A 17,658-nucleotide genomic window follows, 5' to 3' on the forward strand; every position below is an offset into this window, starting at 1 on the left:
TAAAATCCCAAAGGAGTTTTCACATGCCTGCAGACGATGTGGTTGAAGATTTTGCGTCCTTCCGAGAGTACAAGACCTGGTATCGGGTCATCGGAGACCTGAAATCGGGAAAGACGCCGCTCGTGGTTGTTCATGGCGGTCCGGGCTGCACGCATGATTACCTTGAGAGCATTTCGGATATCGCGGCCACGGGGCGTGCTGTCGTCTTTTACGATCAGCTCGGCAATGGGCGTTCGACGCATCTGGAAGAGGCCCGTCCCGATTTCTGGACAGTCGACCTGTTTCTTGAAGAGCTCGACAATCTGCTCGACCATCTGGGCATTCGTCAGCGCTACAATCTTCTGGGTCAGTCCTGGGGCGGCATGCTCGGGTCAGAACATGCCGTGCGCCAGCCGGAGGGGTTGAACGGTCTCATCATCGCCAATTCCCCCAGCTCCATGAAAGCATGGGTGGAAGGCTGTCTGGAGCTGCGCACGAAGCTGCCGCAGGAGACGCAGGATGCGCTGGCCCGCCATGAGGCGGACGGCAGCTATGATCATCCCGACTATCAGGCGGCATCGCAGGTTTTCTACGAGCGTCATGTCTGCCGTTTGCAGCCCATGCCGGATTTCGTGAAGCGCACCTTCGACTGGATCGACCGTGACCCGACCGTCTACCACACGATGAACGGCCCGACGGAGTTTCATGTGGTCGGCACGCTGAAGGATTGGACGGTCGTGGAACGCCTGCATCGGGTGCAGGCGCCGACACTGGTTATCTCGGGAGCTTATGACGAGGCGACGCCGCGAACCGTGCGCGAGTTCGCCGACCGTATTCCGGGAGCTGTCTGGGAGGTATTCGAGGAGTCGAGCCACATGCCGCATGTGGAAGAGCAAGGCGCTTACATGGCGGTTGTCGCTGATTTTCTGGCGCGACTGGATTCAAAGGGAGAGTTCCGATGACCAAGCTTCGCGTTGCCGCGATCCAGTTGAACACGACTGGTGATGTGAAGGCCAACAACGCGCAGATTGAAGAGATGGTTCGCCAGGCGGTCGGCGAGGGGGCAGCCTTCGTCAGCCTGCCGGAGGCGGCCAATATTCTTCTGCGCGACAATCTGCGTTATCCGACGGTCTGCCTGCCGGAGAATGAGGACACGACGCTGGCGCTCTGCCGCAGTCTGGCCGCCGAGCTTGGACTATGGATCCACGCCGGCTCGCTTCTGGTGCGCCATGAGAGCGGGCAACGCGTCTGGAACCGCACCTACGTCATCGCGCCATCGGGCGATGTTGCGGCGACCTATGACAAGCTGCACACATTCGATGTGAAGCTGGGTGGCGCAGCCGATTTTCAGGAATCCGCAGCGGTTGCTCCGGGAGAGGGTGGAGCCGTGGTTTTCGACATGGGCGATCTTCGGCTCGGCCTGTCGATCTGCTACGACATCCGCTTTTCCTATCTGTTCGATGCGCTGGCCGGTGCGGGCGCGAATGTGATGATGATCCCGGCCTCCTTCTCCACGGCAACGGGTCCGCTGCACTGGGAGCCACTCCTGAAGGCCCGCGCGATCGAGACCGGCTCCTATGTGATTGCCGCAGCGCAGTGTGGTGAGCGGGAAGGCGTGCGGGTTTACGGGCAATCGCGGATCATCTCGCCATTCGGCGAAGTCATCGCTGCGGCGGGCGACGATCCGTGTGTCATCATGGCTGACATCGACAGCGCAGTGATTGAAACGACGCGCCATCGGTTGCCGACGCGCCTTCAGCGTCGTGAGATCGGAACGCCCCGCATTGTCGTGGCACAGGCGTGAAATGCACGTGGCAAGTCCAGTCGTCGGGCTTGCCACCAGAAAAGTCAGCGCCTAGCGTATACGGAGGCGGGCCAGGGGATGTCCGGCAGAACCGAATAGATGCAGGTGATGAGCACAAAGCCGAAAACGCTATCCAATGCTGAATTGGACGGAAAGCTCGACCGGGCTGCCCGCTCGGTGGCGAAGTTCGGAATGCAGGCGCTGATCTACGACTTTTCTCCGGTGCCGTTCACGCCGGAGGGCGAATTGATCACGCCCACCCTCCTTGCCTCCCGAAATGTTCCAGGCGAGATGGTGAGCCTTTGGTGTGATGACGGGCTATATCAGCTAGACCCGGTGCAGAAGATTGCGCTGGGTCGGTCGCGCCCGGTCTACTGGTCGTACCATTGCGATGAATCTTCGGAACTGAGCGACCGGAAGAACATCCCTGTGGAGGTTGCGAACTTCCTGCGCGATCGCAAACTGGCGCGCGGCATAACCGTGGCTGTGCGAGGCGGTACGCGTGGTCTTGCGACGGTGACCGGGATCTGGAACGAGCGCCCGCCGGAGCGGCGTCTCGACAATGAGCTGGCCGCTGCGTTCGTCCTGATGGCGCATGAGTTGCAGGATGAGATCATGGCTTCGATCAGCAATGAAGCCATGATGACCACTGCCGTGCGCCTGACCCCGCGCGAAATGGAATGCCTGCGCCTTTGCGCGGAAGGCAGACCCGACAAGCAGGTCGCCCATGCGCTGGATCGTTCGCTCTCGACCGTGATCATGCACATGCAGTCGGCAATGAAAAAGCTGGGCGCCCGCAACCGCGCCCAGACACTGGCGCGCGCGGCCCATTACGGCCTGCTTGATCCCGCGCCCTCCTGCCGACCCAACCTGTAAGTTCTTCCAGCTAGGCCGCATCCCGCTCCCTTTCTAGGTTTTCTTCCGGAGAAGGAAGAGGAGGGAAACCTTGGGACGACGCTTTTGGCTAAAGCGGCTTTTTCGGACGCTGATCACGCTATGGGCGGTGGTCACGTTCACATTCGTCGTTTTGCGCACCTCCGGAGATCCGGTGGTCGCCCTGCTCAGCCCGGACGCGCTGCCGGCCGAGATCGAGCAGTTTCGCCAGAAATGGAACCTCGACCGTTCGCTTTTCGAACAGTACCTCGCCTATATGCTGAACCTCTTTTCCGGGGATTTCGGGCATTCCTATCAGGACGGACGCGCCGTTACGGCGATCATTGCGGAACGTCTTCCTAACACGCTTCAGCTCGGTGCGGTGGCCTATCTCTGGGCTCTGGCAATTGGTATTCCCGCAGGCATTCTTGCCGCGCTGAAGCGTGACAGCCTGCTTGACCGGGGCGTCATGACCTTTGCGGTGGTGGGCTTTGCGCTGCCAAACTACTTTCTCGGCATCCTCCTGATCCTGCTTTTCTCGTTCCATCTGCGCTGGCTGCCAAGCGCGGGGGCGGGCAGTGCGCTTCATCTCATCATGCCTGGTCTGACATTGGGTTTCTATGTGGCGGGAACGCTTGCGCGGTTCACCCGTTCGGCCATGCTGGAAGTGCTGGAGCGGCCGTATATGCGCACGATCCGGGCAAAGGGCGCTCCCTTCCTCTATGGCGTGCTGCGCCATGCGCTGCCCAATGCCGCGATCCCGATTGTCACCATTCTTGGCCTGAATCTGGGTGCTCTGGTGGGTGGTACGGTCGTCGTGGAGGCGGTGTTCGGCTGGCCTGGCATCGGACGCCTTCTGGTGCAGACCGTTGCTTCGCGTGATCTGGCGGTGGTGCAGGGGCTGGTCCTGATGATGGCCACCTTCATGGTCCTCGCAAATCTGCTTGCCGATCTCACCTATTCATTGATCGATCCGCGAATTCGGGTGAGCAAATGATGCGCCATATCCCAACGATTGCCTGGCTCTCTATCGCGACGCTCGCCTGTGCACTCCTCTTCGCGCTGTTCGGCGGCTGGCTGTCAGACCACACCGCAAGCCAGCAGAACCTGCTCGCACGCATGCGCCCGCCAGTGTTTTTCGGAGGCAGTTTCGATTTTCCGCTGGGCACCGACCGGCTTGGACGCGATCTGCTCGCGCGCATGGCCGAAGGGCTGCGCATATCTCTTCTGATTGCGCTTCTCGGGTCGGTTCTGGGAGCCGTGTTTGGCTGCACGCTCGGCTTTGTTGCAGCGCATTTCAGGGGCTGGGTGGAAGAGACGATCATGATGGTCGTGGACATTCAGGCATCCCTGCCATTCATACTGATCGCCCTTACGCTGCTCGCATTCTTCGGCAATTCCTTCGGACTGCTGATCCTGCTCATGGCGATGTTTGGCTGGGATTCTTATGCCCGCCTTTCACGCGGCGTGGTTCTGTCGGCCAAGAGCCAGCCCTGGGCGGAAGCTGTCCGCACACTCGGCGTGCCGCCAGTTGCCCTCTACCTTCGGCACGTGCTGCCCAATGTGGCCGGCATTCTGATCGTCCAGCTCACGCTGAACTTTCCGCAGATCATCCTGCTTGAGAGCGCCCTCAGCTTTCTTGGTCTCGGCATCCAGCCACCCATGACGAGCCTTGGCCAGATCATGGGAGACGGGCGGGACTACCTGTCGACCTCCTGGTGGATATCGGTGCTGCCGGGCCTGACGATTTTCCTCATTTCTCTGGCGATGTGCGTGCTCGGAGACTGGCTGCGCGACCGGCTCGATCCGGCGTTGCAGCGCCTGCGCTGACAATAAAAACCAATGGGAGAACCGACATGAACAGACGTGAATTCGGCAAGCTGATGATGAGCACAGGTCTGGCGGCTGGTATGATGCCAGGCCTCGTTCTGGCGGCGAACACAAAGGAACTGAACGTCGCGGTGGAGGCGCTCTGGCAGAACATTGCGCCGATCAACGGCATATCGAATGCTTCGATCCGCATCTTTCCCAACATCTATGACCGGCTCGTTGAGATCGATTATCTCAACGATCCTTCGGGCCAGACGCTGATCCCGCGCCTTGCAACCGGCTGGGAGCGAAACGGGAAGGTCTGGACAATCACGCTGCGCGACGGCGTGAAATTCCACAATGGCGAGACGATGACCGCCGAGGACGTCGCGTTCACCCTCTCCGCCGAACGGCTCTGGGGCGAGGAACCCTATGAACCGCGCGGTCGCACCTACACCGCCGGCTTTGTGCGGGTCGAGGCGACCGGGCCGCTGACGGTCGAGATCGAAACTGCGGATGAGGACATCAACATTCCCGGCAAGCTCTCGGGCTTCATCGGCTATGTGGTTCCCAAAGCCTATTATCTGGAAAAGGGTGTCGATGGTTTCGGGCAGGCGCCGGTTGGGACCGGTCCCTACCAAGTGACGCGTTATCGCGGCAATGAAGCAGCCAGGCTGGAAGCCTTCGCGGATCACTGGGACGGTGCACCCCCGGTGGAGCGACTGAACTTTCTTCTCGTGCCGGAATATGCGGGCCGGCTGGCCGGACTGGCGACGGGCGAATTCGACATCATCGCATCGATCCCGATCGATCAGGAAAACCAGATCGAGACGATGGAAGGCGCTAACCTGATCCGCAAGCAGGTGAACAACTACACTGCGGTGCTGTTCAACACGCGGAACGATCCGGAAGGGAACCCGCTTCAGAATCAGGATCTGCGCTATGCGATGATCCAGGCAATCGACATGGACGCCATCGTGCAGGCTCTGTTCGGCGGGAACACCTTCTTCCCGTCGGTCCCCTTCAACTTTCCTGAATATGGCAAGTTCTACGATGCGGCCGCAAAGCCCCGCCTGCCATACGATCTGGAGGCGGCGCGGGCGCTGGTCGCGAAGTCCGGTTACAAGGGCGAAAAGCTCATCTGGCATATCACCCGAGGATTCTGGACGAACTACGACGCCGCAGCCGAGATCATGGTGGAGATGTGGCGGGAGGCCGGGATCAATGTCGAGGCGCAGTTCCTGGACAATTTCCAGCTGGCCTATGAGCGGCCGTTCCACATGCTCGCGGTTTCCGGTGGAACCAGCTTCATTCCCGGCGATCCCTATCAGCCGCTGTGGCTCGACTGGAGCCCGACCGGGGTCATCTCGTCGGCTTCGTGGAAGACATGGGATCCGACGGAACGCTTCGTCGAGATCGGCGCCGCCTATGCCAAGTCGACCGATCCAGATGAACGCAAGGCGCTGTTCCTTGAACTGTCCGACGAGTGGCAGCGCGTGACGCCGGGGCAATATATGTGGAAGTCGCTTGCCAACTGGGCTGTTCGCGATGGCATCTCCTTCGTGCCGGTGCCCGAGTTCGAAATGCGGCTGCATGGCGGTTATCTGACGCTTTGACACGACCATTCGCCCGGGCTCGCCCCATGACGCAGAGCCCGGGCCACCGCACGTCCGTGCATTCGACCGGTATTTGAGGAACCATCATGGCCAGATCCTCCGCCCTGCTTTCCGTCCAGAAACTGTCGATCCAGCTGCCCGGCGTCGCAGATCGCACGCATGCCGTTTCCGATGTTTCCTTCTCCGTTGCGGCGGGCGAAATCCTCTGCATCGTGGGGGAGTCCGGCTCGGGAAAATCGGTGATGTCGCTGGCCATTATGGGGCTCCTCTCACGCGGGCTTTCGGTGGAAGGCGGAGAGATACTGTTTGAAGGGCAGGACCTTCTTGCAATGTCGCCGAAGGCGCGGCGGGATCTCGCGGGCCGCCGCATCGCCATGGTGTTTCAGGAGCCCATTGCCTCGCTTAACCCGTTTTACCGGGTGGGTGAGCAAGTGGCCGAAGTCTTCCGTTTGCACACCGACATGCCGAAGGCGGAGATTCGCAAGCGCGTGCTCGAACTCTTCTCCGAAGTGCTGCTGCCGGAACCGGATGTGATCTATCAGCGCTATCCGCACCAGCTTTCCGGCGGGCAGTGCCAGCGCGTGATGATCGCTATGGCGCTGGCGCTGGAGCCTGCGGTGCTGATCGCCGATGAACCGACCACCGCGCTCGACGTGACCACGCAGGCGCAGATACTGGACCTGATCAGGGGGCTGCGCGCGCGGCATGGCACAGCGGTTGTGTTCATCACCCACGATTTCGGTGTGGTTGAGGAAATTGCTGACCGCGTTGCCGTGATGCAATCAGGCCGCCTTGTCGAAGAAGGCGCGAAGGAGCGCATCATGAAAGCGCCGGAGCATCCCTATACCCGTGCTCTGCTAGCTGCGGTTCCGAAGCTTGATCCCCGTGAGGTTACGCCGCACGGCAATCCTCCCTTCCTCGTGGCGGAGCACCTGCAGAAGCGGTGGCCCGAGCGTGAGATCCCTGCGCTCGACGATGTGTCGCTTTCCATCCGCCCCGGCGAGACAATCGGGCTGGTGGGAGAGTCCGGCTCCGGCAAATCGACGCTTGCGCGCTCCATCATCCGTCTCGGCACGGTTGATGGCGGCAGCATCAGGCTCAATGGCGAAGACTTGATAAGCAAGGATGGTGCACCCCTGCGCGCCCTGCGCCGGCATATCCAGATGGTGTTTCAGGACCCGTATTCCGCTCTCGACCCCCGGCAAAAAATCGGCTCTGCCTTGACCGAAGGGCCGATGGCCTACGGCCTGTCTCGGCAGGAAGCCGAGGAGCGCGTGCGTGAGCTGATCCTGGCGGTGGGGCTGCAGCCATCGGCGCTGGAGCGGTTTCCCCACGAGTTTTCCGGCGGGCAGCGTCAGCGCATCTGCATTGCGCGTGCGCTTGCACTGCGTCCGGATCTGCTGATCGCCGATGAAGCGCTTTCTGCGCTTGATGTCACCATGCAGGCTCAGGTTCTGGAGCTTCTGGGCGAGATGCAGGAGCGGTTTGGCTTCGCGATGCTGTTCATCACCCATGATCTGCGTATTGCCAGTTCACTCTGCGACCGGATCTGCGTCATGCAGCGGGGCCGCATTATCGAGGAAGCAGAACCGCGTGAGTTGTTCACCCATTCCCGGCACCCCTACACGCAGTCGCTGTTGAAGGCGATCCCGGGAGGGGACGGCTAGGTTCGAGAAGCCCTTGGTTTAGCCCAAGCTCGCAGTGTTTGCGTCTCGGCGATGGCACATGCCCTTGCAACTGCGCTGAGCAGTTCGCGCAGGTAGGTCCGTCAGGGGCCGTGCAGGGCGGCCAAGAATGTCGCGCGTATTGGAATTGGGCGTTTCACTTCGTGAGCGGGTCATCGCCTGAATCTCAATCACATGCTCGATGGTCCACTCCGGCAATGCGATGCCGGGCCTGCCGCTCTATCTCCGTTATCCCAACAGTGCCTTCACAAGTCGCCCGACAGAAACGCTCAAGAAGGCAATTCGGGACTGGAGCAGATGGCTTTAGTGCGGTGGCTTTCTTGAGGCAGCCTGCTCTTCGCTGCCAGTCTATACGACTGTCAAAGCTGCAGGATGAGATCGGCGTAGAAATTTGCTTGATCTAGGCGCTCTTCCTGAAGCTCATTGGAGCGTGCCCTTGTGTATTAGTGCGGAACCAGTGCACTAAGTGAAGGTTCCTGAACGAAGTTGGGAAACTGTGTCCGTTGAAAGCAGATGTCCAGAAAGCCGGATTGCAGGCCTTTGTTGCGACCCTGCCTTGGCCCGCACATCGTGTGGGAATACACCAAACTGGTGACAGGTAAATCCAACCACTAGATACCCAAAAAAACCCGGCGACGCGAGATTTCGCCGCCGGGGGTTCATGTGCGGGGTGACGCTTTGCGTCAGTTCTTCGTGATCTTCGATCCGAGGCCAGCGGCCACGAGGCGATAGTCGGCGGCGCGGGCGTGGGCTTCCATGCCTTCATAGAGGCTCTGGCGAACCGCATGCGGCGCGACTTCTGCTACGGCTTCGGTGGTCAGGCGCTGATGCGTGCACACCTTGACGAACGCGCCGACCCATAGACCACCGGAGTAACGACCGGCGCCGGCCGTCGGCAGCGTGTGGTTGGTGCCGCAGCATTTGTCCGAGTAGACAACCGAGGCGTTCGCGCCGATGAACAGCGAGCCGTAATTGCGCAGCTTTGCTGCGACAGCGTCGGAATCGGCAGTGATGACCTCAAGATGCTCGGGAGCGACCAGATCGGAATAGGCGATCATGGCGTCGACATCGTCGCACAGGACGATCTCGCCGAAACGCTGCCAGGATTCGGCTGCAACCGCGCTGGTCTCGAGTTCTTCGAGAAGGCGGGCAACCTCGGCTTCCACGGCCTCTGCCAGCGCAGGGCTGGTGGTGATGAGGCCGACGCGGGCGCGCACATCGTGCTCGGCCTGCGCCAGAAGGTCGATCGCCACCATGTCGGCAGCTGCGGTATCGTCGGCGATGACGAACACTTCGCTCGGGCCGGCGAGCTGGTCGATGCCGACCGGTCCGAAGACCTGGCGCTTGGCTTCGTTCACATAGGCGTTGCCCGGGCCGACGATCTTGTCGACGCGCGGAACGCTTTCGGTGCCGTAAGCCATGGCGGCGATGGCCTGGGCACCGCCGATGAGGAAGATGCGGTCTGCGCCCGAAAGGTGGCAGCCGGCGATCATGGCTTCATGGGCGCTCGGCGGCAGGCAGGCGATCACCTCGTCGCAACCGGCGACCTTGGCCGGAACGATGGTCATGATCGGTGCGGACATGAGCGGATAGCGGCCGCCCGGCACGTAAGCGCCGATGCGCTCGATCGGGATGACGCGGTGGCCGAGCGTCAGGCCCGGCAGCGTCTCGACTTCGAGCGGCAGCATGGTTGCCAGCTGCTTCTCGGCAAAATTGCGCACCTGCTCGATGGCGAACAGCGTGTCTTCGCGCATGGCCGGGTCGAGATTGTCGAGGGCGGCGCGGATCTGCTCCTGCGATACCTCGATGGCGTCCAGTTCGACATTGTCGAATTTGGCGCTGTAGGCTCTTACCGCTGCATCGCCATCGCGGCGTACGTCGGCGAGAATCTGTTTAACGGTGCCTTCAATGGCATCGTTGTCAGCCAGAATGCTTTCCTGGGGCTTGCGAAAATAGGCGGCGCCCGGAACTGGCGTCGCGCGCTCGGCGTCGATGGTCATGAAGAACCTCATTCGGATGGATAAACCCAAGCCTCCTTAAATCTCGCCCAAACGCAGTGTCAATTATCTCAATCACATGGTCGATATTTGCACCAAAATGAGCGCGAAACGCCGGTTTTCCAGAGTTTCTCTGCTGCTGAAACAGTTCGGTTTTCAGTCCAACTGTCGCAGAAGATCAATAGGTCGGAGGGGTGATGGCGCTGACGATCTCAGCCGGCTCATCGCCGACATTGCGAAAACGGTGCTTCTCGCGGCTGTCGAAATAATAGGCGTCGCCGGGGCCGAGCACGCGCTTCTTGTCGCCGGCCGTAACTTCGATCTGCCCCGAGATCACATAGCCGGCTTCCTGTCCCTCGTGGGAAAGGTCACCGCCCGTGTCAGCGCCGACCTTATAGGTCTCCTTGAGGAACTGGAGCGCCCGGTTCGGATGGTTGATGCCGATGAGCCTGTACGAAATGCCGCGTACATTGCCGATTTCGACCAGATCCTGGGCTTTGTAGAAGGGGCTGTGGCTGCCGAGGTGGACATCGCTGAGGAAGCCGACCAGCGTGCTGCCCAGCGCATCGAGGATCGCCTGCAGCGTGTTCAGGGAGGGGCTGACCTTCTCGCGCTCGATGAGCGAGATCGTCGAGTGGGAGACGCCTGAGCGCGCCGACAATTCACGCACGGTCAACTGACGCCGCCGCCTGAGGTCGCTGATCTTGTGTCCGATCTTGGCCACGTTCTGTCTCCATCCATTGTTTCGGCCGCGAAAGATGCGCCCGATGCGTACCGGTCTGCTACCCGCTCAGACCGGTGTTGAGTATTCTAGACGCCCCTGCCGATCGCCTGTCGCTGACCCCGGCGAACTGCTAGTTGTTGCTTGATGTCCAGTGGGCCTGTGGAGGGGCGGTCTCGTTTCGCGGCAGTCTACACGAATTCGGCTTTAGCAGATCAGCAGCATCACAGGACAGTCGTGTTTCAGCGCTCTCGGAGCGCTGGCGCGAGCGCGTTTGGAAAATCGAAAACTGGGAGCATTATCGATCATGACTTTCGCAACAAAAATCCGCAGCTCCGTCCCGGCGCGCATGCTGGCGAAGGGCGCACAGGCGTTCCTTCTGTCCACGGCGTTCACCGTTGCAGCCGCTGCACAGTCCGTGTCGCTTCAGATCGGCACCATTGAATCGCCCACCGGCGCGAACTCGCAGGGCTGGCAGGCTTTCGCACAGTATGTCGAGGCTGCTTCCGGCGGTGATATCGCTGTCGAGCTGTTTCACTCCGGCCAGCTTGGCGACACGGAGAAACTGCTCGAAGGCGCGAAGCTCGGCATCAACAAGATGGTGCAGGGTGACGAGACGCTGACCGGCGCATATGAGCCGATGCTGGCGTGGTTCACACCTTACCTCTTCCCTGACGAGTTCGTGATGAAGGCGTTCTTCGAGAGCGAGACCTTCGGCGAGCTGAACGAGATGATGGCCGAAGACATGGGCGTGCGCGTTCTCGCCGCATCGCCCTATGGCTTCTACAACTTCATCAACAAGACGCGCCCGATCGACAAGCTGGAAGACCTCGATGGTCTGAAGCTGCGCACCCTGCCGAGCAGCCAGCTCACCATCAAGGCATGGGAAGCGCTCGGTGCGGCTGCAACGCCGGTTTCCTGGGGTGAGATCTACACCTCCATCAGCACCGGTGTGATCGACGGCCTTGGCCACACGCTCGGCATCATGGTCGACCAGAAATATTACGAGGTCGCCAAGAACGTTACGCTCGACAACAGCATCGGCGTGGTCAACTTCTACCTGGTCAACGAGAACTTCTGGCAGTCGCTTAGCGACGAGCAGCGCAAGGTTCTGAAGCGCGGCGCGGAAATCGGCGCAGCTGCCGAGTTCGGCATCGCCAGCTACCGCAACCGGGTCGATGCGCTCGAGGTCCTGGCAGAGAACGGCGTCGACGTGCGCCCGATCAGCGAAGAAGAGCGCGCCCGTCTGCGTGATGCGGCCCAGGCGGCCGTCGTTCCGTGGATGAAGGAAACCATCGGCGCAGAGATCGTCGACAAGGTGTTTGCCGAAGTCGACGCCATCGAGAAGCGGCTGGGCGGCAACTAACCAGCTTTGCAATATGGCTTGCGGCGCTGCCGAGGCGCGCCGCGAGCCTTTTCGTGTCGAGGCGGCTTCTCAGCAACGGGCGGCCACGCATGCTGTGGGAAACCTGCGCCCGCCGACATCGCGATTGCCTAACCGGACAGTTCGGCTAAGAGATTGCCGGCGCTGGCGTGCGCTCAAACCGCCACGGGTGCAGTCACATGGCCCCGGAGAGGCTGCCGAAAGGCTCCCCGCCAGGCTCCTGACAGGCCCCCGACAGGAATGAATCCAACGAGAGGCAGCATCTCCATGAAACGTCTGCTGACACTATTCGACAGCGCGATACAGCTTTTCATCGCGGGCTGCATAGCCACCATCATGGTGGTCATTGCGCTCCAGGTGGTCATGCGGGCCACGGTTGGCGCCTTGCCCTGGCCTGAAGAACTCAGCGTCATTCTGATGCTCTGGGGTCTAATGCTGGCAGCGGCCTATGTGCTCAATGAGCGCGGTCATGTCGGCATTCAGTTTTTCGTCGACATGCTGGGGCCGCGTCCGGGTGCTGCGATCAGCGCCCTGATGCATGTCATCATCATCATCTTCTGTGCGGCGGTCATCTGGGGCGCAATCGACAAGGTCGAGTCTGTCTGGAACCTGAAAACGGGCTCGCTGCGCATATCGCGCGCCGTTCCGCAACTGGCCATTCCGGTCAGCTGCGCCGCCTATATCTTCGTCTGCCTGCGTCTTATCGCCGAAGACATCGCGATCTGGAGGCGTTCGTCGTGATCCTCATCATTCTTCTCGCCAGCTTCCTCGTATTCCTGCTGCTCGGAATGCCGGTGGCTTTCGCCATCGGCGCGGCAAGCCTTGCCGCGTTGGTCGCCAGTGACCAGAGCCTCGTTCTGCTGTCGCACTTCATGTATATCGGCATGGAATCCTACGTGCTGGTGTCTGTTCCGCTTTTCGTTCTGGCGGGTGAAATCATGCTGCGCGGCGGCATGACGCGCTCCCTGACCGAGTTCGCGGACATGCTGGTCGGCCGTCTTCGCGGCGGCATGGGGCACACCAACATTGCCGGCAGCGTCTTTTTTGCCGGCATCACGGGGTCGGCCTCCGCCGATACGACAGCGCTCGGTTCCGTGCTCATCCCGGCCATGGCGGAAAAGGGTTATGACCGCGCCTATGCGACGGCCATCACCATCGCGTCGTCGGTGATCGGGCCGATCATTCCGCCCAGCCTCACCTTCGTGATCTACGCCATGGCGGTGGGGGGCGATGTATCGATCGGCCAGCTTTTCCTGGCCGGCATCGTTCCGGGCATTCTCGTTGCTTTTGCATTGATGGTGATGAACTACTGGATCAGCCACAAGCGCGGCTACGAGAAGCGCACCACGCGCTACAGCTTCGCCGAGATCGTGCAGATCACCCTGCGCAGCCTGATCGTTCTGGTCATGCCGGGTATCATCGTGCTTGGCGTGCTGAGCGGCAATTTCACGGCCACGGAATCTGCTGCTGTCGCTTCGGTCTATGCGCTCGTTGTGTGCTTCTTCGTGACCCGCACGCTGAAGCTGGCCGAGTTGCCGTCAATCTTCTTCAGCTCGGCCAAGGTCAGCTCCATCATGCTGCTCCTGCTGGCGACGAGCAGTATCCTGTCCTACGTGCTCACCACGCAGGGCGTGCCGCGCTATCTCGCAGAGTTCTTCACTTCTGTGACCGAGAACAAATATGTGTTCCTGCTGCTGCTCAACGTGATGCTCCTGGCCATCGGCACGGTGCTCGACCTGTTCCCGGCGATCATCATTTTCGGACCCATCTTTGCCCAGATCGCCGATGGTTACGGTGTGGACCCGGTGCATTTCGCCGTGGTCTTCTGCGTCAATCTTCTGCTGGGGCTGAACACGCCGCCGGTTGGCTCGGGTCTGTTCATCGGTGCGGCCGTGGGCCGGGTGAAGCTGGAAGACCTGATACGTCAGGTCCGGCCCTTCATCCTTATGGAGCTGGTTGTGCTTCTGGTGCTGACCTATGTGCCGGCGCTGACGACCGAACTCCCGCGAGAACTCGCCAGACTGCTTGGCTGGTGAGTGGAGGGGCGTGATTGATGGAATGGCGGTTGCGACTGCCATTCCCGCCCCTCACAAAAAGAACAAGAAGCAGAACTCCTGTTCGGGGCGGCGCGTGATGAGCCGCCCCTTTTTTCTTGCGCGGTGTCTCAGGTCAGTTTCGCGCGGATCCGGCGCGATACGGCGTCGATCACCGACACAGTGACCAGGATCATCAGGATGATGAAGGCGGCTTCCTGCCAGTTGTTGATGCGGATGCGGTCGGAGAGTTGCAGACCGATGCCGCCTGCGCCGACAATGCCCAGAATGGTGGCCGAGCGGACGTTCGACTCGAAGAAATAGAGCACATGGCTCATCATGACCGGGAAGACCTGCGGGAAGACACCCAGACGCATGACGTGAACATCGCCGCCGCCCGATGCGCGAACGCCTTCGACGGGCTTTCGATCCGTGTTCTCGATGGCTTCGGCAAAGAGCTTGCTGAAGATCATCACATCGCCCACGGCAATGGCGAGGACGCCGGCAAACGGCCCGAGGCCGACGGCGGAAACGAAGATCAGCGCCCAGACCAGACCGTCAATGCCGCGAAAGGCGTCAAAGAAGCGGCGCAGGCTGAAGTGGAACAGCCAGTTCGGCACGATGTTCTTTGCACCGAGAAAGCCGAGCGGCAGCGCGACGATGGCGGCAATGAGCGTGCCGAGAAAGGCCATCGCCAGCGTTTCGAGCATGGCCTGACAGTATTCCCAGAAACCATCACCGGGCCATGGGGGGATCATCAGTGTGACCAGAAGGCCGAGCTTGTTGAGGCCCGCAATCAGGCGCATGGGCGAGGCATCGATCCACCAGAGACCGAAACCGAGCAGGGCGAAGAAGCCCAGCCACAGGGCCCAGTCGCGCAGCTTTTCGGACAGGGGGCGGGAGAAGAGTTGCGGATGGGTGCGCCTGAGGCGGGCAATGTCGGCGTGCGGGGCAGCGGTCATGGATCAGGCGCTCTGTGTGAGTGAATGGCCGATGAGGCGATGGCGGATGAATTCGCAGGTGATGTCGATCACCGAAGTGGTGAGGATCAGAAGCAGCATGATGGCCGAGATATCGGTGTATTCGAACTGGCGGATGGCGACGTACAGCTCTTCGCCAATGCCGCCGGCCCCGACGAGGCCGAGGGCGGAAGCGCCGCGCACATTGATCTCGAAGCGCAGCAGCAGGTAGCTGGCGTAGTTCGGCAGGACCTGGGGGACGACACCGAGCCGCATGATCATCGGCCAGTTGCCGCCGGCGGCGCGAACGCCTTCAATGGGGCGGGGATCAACGTTTTCGTTGACCTCTGCAAACAGCTTGCCCAGCGAGCCGGCGGTGTGAACGGCAATGGCGAGAACGCCGGCGAACGGGCCAAGGCCGAACGCGAACACGAAGATCAGCGCAAAGACCAGCTCCGGCACGGTGCGGCAGAATTCGAGAATGCGGCGGGCGGCGAAATAGACGCCGGTGCTCTCCACCAGATTGCGCGCGGCCGGAAAACACAGCGCCAGGGCGAAGACGCCTCCCAGAACGGTGCCGACAAAGCCCATGAGAATGGTCTCAACGAGAAGGCGGAGCCAGTAGCGCAGACCCCAGTACCACTCGGCCAGATCGGACCAAAAGTTCTCAAGCGTCAGGGTGGGCATGGTTCCAACAATGTAGTTCCAGGCCATGGGCAGGCCCTTCACCAGTTTTGGAATGCTGAAATCGCTGACGAAAACGGAGCCGGCAAGCGCTGCCAGGAACAGGGCGCCATACAGGATCGTCCAATTGCGGTGGGTGATCTTTTGCTGGCGATAGCGCTCGTTGAAGGACGTTAGACGCTCATCAAGCGTGCTTGGTCGCATATGGCTGGCGGTGGGGGCAGTGTGGACACGAACGCCTCGTTGCAAAAAGAGGCCGGCACGCTTCATGCGCACCGGCCGGGAGTGATCAGTTCTTGTTCTTGCGACGCTCTTTGGCGTTGAACTCGGTGATGGCGACTACGTTGAGATAGTCTTCGTGCTTGGCCGGGGAATAACCGCTGGAGGTGCCACGGGTGTATTCGGCGAAGCCTTCAGGGTCTTTCTCCGGGAAAGCCATCAGGGCGGTCTTGAACTCTTCCTGCAGCTCTTCCGGCAGGCTGGTGAGCATCATGACCGGCGTGTTCGGGATGACCGGCGATTTCCAGATGATGCGCGTCGAGCCGGGTTCGATCAGGCCCTTGCGTTCCATGGTCTGGATGTTGCCGGCTTCTTCATTGCGCCAATGGGTGGCGACGGCCTCGAACGTGCCGTTGACCAGCGCCATCACGCTCTGTTCGTGTCCGCCGGAGAAGGCGACTTCGCCGAAATACTCGTTGGGAGAGGTCTCAAGCTCGGTCGACAGGTAATAGGACGGAACGGCATAGCCCGAGGTCGAATTCGGGTCGGCGAAGGCAAAGGACTTGCCCTTGATGTCTTCCAGATTCTGGTAGGGGCTGTCGGCGCGGACGGCGATGATCGAGTAGTAGCCCAGATTGCCGCCGCTATCGAGTGTCACGGCGACCGGAGCGATTTCCTCGCCCATGATCTTGCGGGCCAGCGCGTAAGCGGCCGGGCCAACCGAGGCGACCTGAACGTGCCCCGAGCGCATGGCCTCGATCACGGCGGCATAGTCGGTGCCACGGATCAGGTTCACGGGCACGCCGAGTTCACGGCTCAGATAATCGGCATAGGGCTGGTTGCGGGTGATGGCGTCGGTTTCGTTTTCGCTCGAGGAAATGCCGATGGTCAGTTCGGGATATTCTTCGCGCCAGTCCTGGGCGAGAACCGGGGACGCAAGGGCGAGCGAAACCAGCGCGGCCACAAAGCCACGGCGAGTCAGAGTGTGCATTGATGTAGCTCCGAGTTGGGGAGGAGGGGCGGTTAGTGCGCCATCTCCATCTGTCGTTGTCCGGTTTGGCGTGCCGCGCCGGTGGCAGCGATGGTCGAGGTCAGGCTCTCGTCCACGGCTGTTTCTGCGTCATCACCGTAGATCTGCTGGATCATGGCGCTCGTCAGCTGATCTGGCGTGCCATCGAAAATGACATGCCCATGGGCCATGCCGATGATGCGGTCGCAATAGGCGCGGGCTGCATCGAGCGTGTGCAGATTGGTGATGACGGTTATCTTGTCCTGCCTGTTGATGGCGCGCAGCGCCTCCATCACGAGCCGGGCATTGCGCGGATCGAGTGAAGCGATGGGCTCATCGGCAAGAATGATGCTCGGCTTCTGCATCAGGGCGCGGGCGATGGCCACGCGCTGCTGCTGACCGCCGGAAAGCGTGTCGGCGCGCTGCAGCGCCTGCGAGAGCATGTCGAGCCGGTCCAGCGCGATCGCGGCATTGGCGCGATCCGTGGTGGAGAAGTGCTTGAAGATGACCGGCAGGGTGCGGGCGTTGCCGATACGGCCGATCAGCACATTGGTTAGCACGTCGAGACGATTGACGAGGTTGAACTGCTGGAAAATCATGGCGCATTGCGCGCGCCATGCGCGCAGTGCGTTGCCATTGAGGTTGCCGACATTCACGTCGCCGCAGGTGATCTGTCCTTCGTCTGCGGTTGCGAGCCGATTGATCAGCCGCAGCAGGGTGGACTTGCCGGCGCCGGAGCGTCCAATGACGCCGACCATCTGGCCCGGTGCGAAATTGGTCGAGACGTCGTTGACGGCAATGGTGTCACCAAACCGCTTGGTGACGTTTCTCAGTTCCAGCATGTTCAACCCCGTAGCGTTGCTATGCACTGACCTTAGATCGCTTT

Annotated in this window: 17 protein-coding genes; 10 read left to right on the forward strand and 7 right to left on the reverse strand. The window is 61.0% G+C overall.

Features of this window, described 5'->3' with window-relative positions; all coding sequences use genetic code 11:
- The first annotated feature begins 23 nt into the window (after nucleotides 1–23).
- From DEJ54_RS20750 to DEJ54_RS20780, 7 genes are all read left to right on the forward strand, one after another.
- On the forward strand, nucleotides 24–941 hold the full coding sequence (locus tag DEJ54_RS20750) for a proline iminopeptidase-family hydrolase (protein ID WP_113156666.1): 918 nt from the start codon (nucleotides 24–26) through the stop codon (nucleotides 939–941).
- Nucleotides 938–1,783 carry a carbon-nitrogen hydrolase family protein gene (locus DEJ54_RS20755; protein ID WP_113156667.1) on the forward strand — a complete coding sequence of 282 codons (846 nt, stop codon included), beginning with the start codon at nucleotides 938–940 and terminating at the stop codon, nucleotides 1,781–1,783. Before DEJ54_RS20750 ends, DEJ54_RS20755 begins: the two co-directional genes overlap by 4 nt.
- A 108-nt stretch (nucleotides 1,784–1,891) precedes the next feature.
- Nucleotides 1,892–2,659, forward strand: coding sequence for a LuxR family transcriptional regulator (locus DEJ54_RS20760; RefSeq protein ID WP_245447853.1), 768 nt, complete (start codon nucleotides 1,892–1,894; stop codon nucleotides 2,657–2,659).
- A 70-nt stretch (nucleotides 2,660–2,729) separates the two neighbouring features.
- A complete protein-coding gene (locus DEJ54_RS20765) occupies nucleotides 2,730–3,653 on the forward strand; it encodes an ABC transporter permease (protein ID WP_113156669.1) in 924 nt (307 codons plus the stop codon).
- Entirely contained in the window at nucleotides 3,653–4,486 is an 834-nt protein-coding gene (locus tag DEJ54_RS20770; RefSeq protein WP_113156670.1) for an ABC transporter permease, read from the forward strand. Before DEJ54_RS20765 ends, DEJ54_RS20770 begins: the two co-directional genes overlap by 1 nt.
- Nucleotides 4,487–4,512: 26 nt before the next feature.
- The gene (locus tag DEJ54_RS20775) at nucleotides 4,513–6,081 is read left to right on the forward strand and encodes an ABC transporter substrate-binding protein (RefSeq protein ID WP_113156671.1); all 1,569 of its coding nucleotides are present in this window, start codon (nucleotides 4,513–4,515) and stop codon (nucleotides 6,079–6,081) included.
- 86 nt (nucleotides 6,082–6,167) lie between these two features.
- On the forward strand, nucleotides 6,168–7,748 hold the full coding sequence (locus DEJ54_RS20780; protein ID WP_113156672.1) for an ABC transporter ATP-binding protein: 1,581 nt from the start codon (nucleotides 6,168–6,170) through the stop codon (nucleotides 7,746–7,748).
- Between the two features lie 701 nt (nucleotides 7,749–8,449).
- On the opposite strand, the gene hisD is transcribed toward DEJ54_RS20780, so the two are convergent.
- Both hisD and DEJ54_RS20790 read right to left on the reverse strand, forming a co-directional pair.
- A complete protein-coding gene (gene hisD / locus DEJ54_RS20785; protein WP_113157123.1) occupies nucleotides 8,450–9,766 on the reverse strand; it encodes a histidinol dehydrogenase in 1,317 nt (438 codons plus the stop codon).
- A 175-nt stretch (nucleotides 9,767–9,941) separates the two neighbouring features.
- Nucleotides 9,942–10,487 carry a cupin domain-containing protein gene (locus DEJ54_RS20790; protein ID WP_113156673.1) on the reverse strand — a complete coding sequence of 182 codons (546 nt, stop codon included), beginning with the start codon at nucleotides 10,485–10,487 and terminating at the stop codon, nucleotides 9,942–9,944.
- 304 nt (nucleotides 10,488–10,791) lie between these two features.
- Between DEJ54_RS20790 and DEJ54_RS20795 the strand changes: the two genes are divergently transcribed.
- On the forward strand, nucleotides 10,792–11,850 hold the full coding sequence (locus DEJ54_RS20795; protein WP_113156674.1) for a TRAP transporter substrate-binding protein: 1,059 nt from the start codon (nucleotides 10,792–10,794) through the stop codon (nucleotides 11,848–11,850).
- A 285-nt stretch (nucleotides 11,851–12,135) separates the two neighbouring features.
- A complete protein-coding gene (locus tag DEJ54_RS20800) occupies nucleotides 12,136–12,609 on the forward strand; it encodes a TRAP transporter small permease (protein ID WP_162742415.1) in 474 nt (157 codons plus the stop codon).
- Here DEJ54_RS20800 and DEJ54_RS23780 read toward each other — a convergent pair.
- A complete protein-coding gene (locus DEJ54_RS23780) occupies nucleotides 12,569–12,676 on the reverse strand; it encodes a DUF3918 family protein (protein ID WP_162742416.1) in 108 nt (35 codons plus the stop codon). The two genes, DEJ54_RS20800 and DEJ54_RS23780, sit on opposite strands and share 41 nt — an antisense overlap.
- On the opposite strand from DEJ54_RS23780, the gene DEJ54_RS20805 reads away from it, so the two are divergent.
- The gene (locus DEJ54_RS20805; protein ID WP_236042317.1) at nucleotides 12,657–13,904 is read left to right on the forward strand and encodes a TRAP transporter large permease; all 1,248 of its coding nucleotides are present in this window, start codon (nucleotides 12,657–12,659) and stop codon (nucleotides 13,902–13,904) included. The genes DEJ54_RS23780 and DEJ54_RS20805 overlap by 20 nt on opposite strands.
- Before the next feature lie 128 nt (nucleotides 13,905–14,032).
- Here DEJ54_RS20805 and phnE (DEJ54_RS20810) read toward each other — a convergent pair whose 3' ends face one another.
- From phnE (DEJ54_RS20810) to phnC, 4 genes are all read right to left on the reverse strand, one after another.
- On the reverse strand, nucleotides 14,033–14,863 hold the full coding sequence (gene phnE, locus DEJ54_RS20810; protein ID WP_113156677.1) for a phosphonate ABC transporter, permease protein PhnE: 831 nt from the start codon (nucleotides 14,861–14,863) through the stop codon (nucleotides 14,033–14,035).
- Between the two features lie 3 nt (nucleotides 14,864–14,866).
- Nucleotides 14,867–15,748, reverse strand: coding sequence for a phosphonate ABC transporter, permease protein PhnE (gene phnE, locus DEJ54_RS20815; protein ID WP_113156678.1), 882 nt, complete (start codon nucleotides 15,746–15,748; stop codon nucleotides 14,867–14,869).
- A gap of 85 nt (nucleotides 15,749–15,833) precedes the next feature.
- Nucleotides 15,834–16,754 (reverse strand): phosphonate ABC transporter substrate-binding protein, encoded by a 921-nt coding sequence (phnD, locus tag DEJ54_RS20820; protein WP_113156679.1) that lies wholly within the window; start codon nucleotides 16,752–16,754, stop codon nucleotides 15,834–15,836.
- 32 nt (nucleotides 16,755–16,786) lie between these two features.
- On the reverse strand, nucleotides 16,787–17,614 hold the full coding sequence (phnC, locus tag DEJ54_RS20825; RefSeq protein ID WP_113157124.1) for a phosphonate ABC transporter ATP-binding protein: 828 nt from the start codon (nucleotides 17,612–17,614) through the stop codon (nucleotides 16,787–16,789).
- Between the last annotated feature and the right edge of the window lie 44 nt (nucleotides 17,615–17,658).

Source organism: Nitratireductor sp. OM-1, assembly GCF_003296175.1.
GTDB classification, from domain to species: Bacteria; Pseudomonadota; Alphaproteobacteria; order Rhizobiales; family Rhizobiaceae; genus Nitratireductor; species Nitratireductor aquimarinus.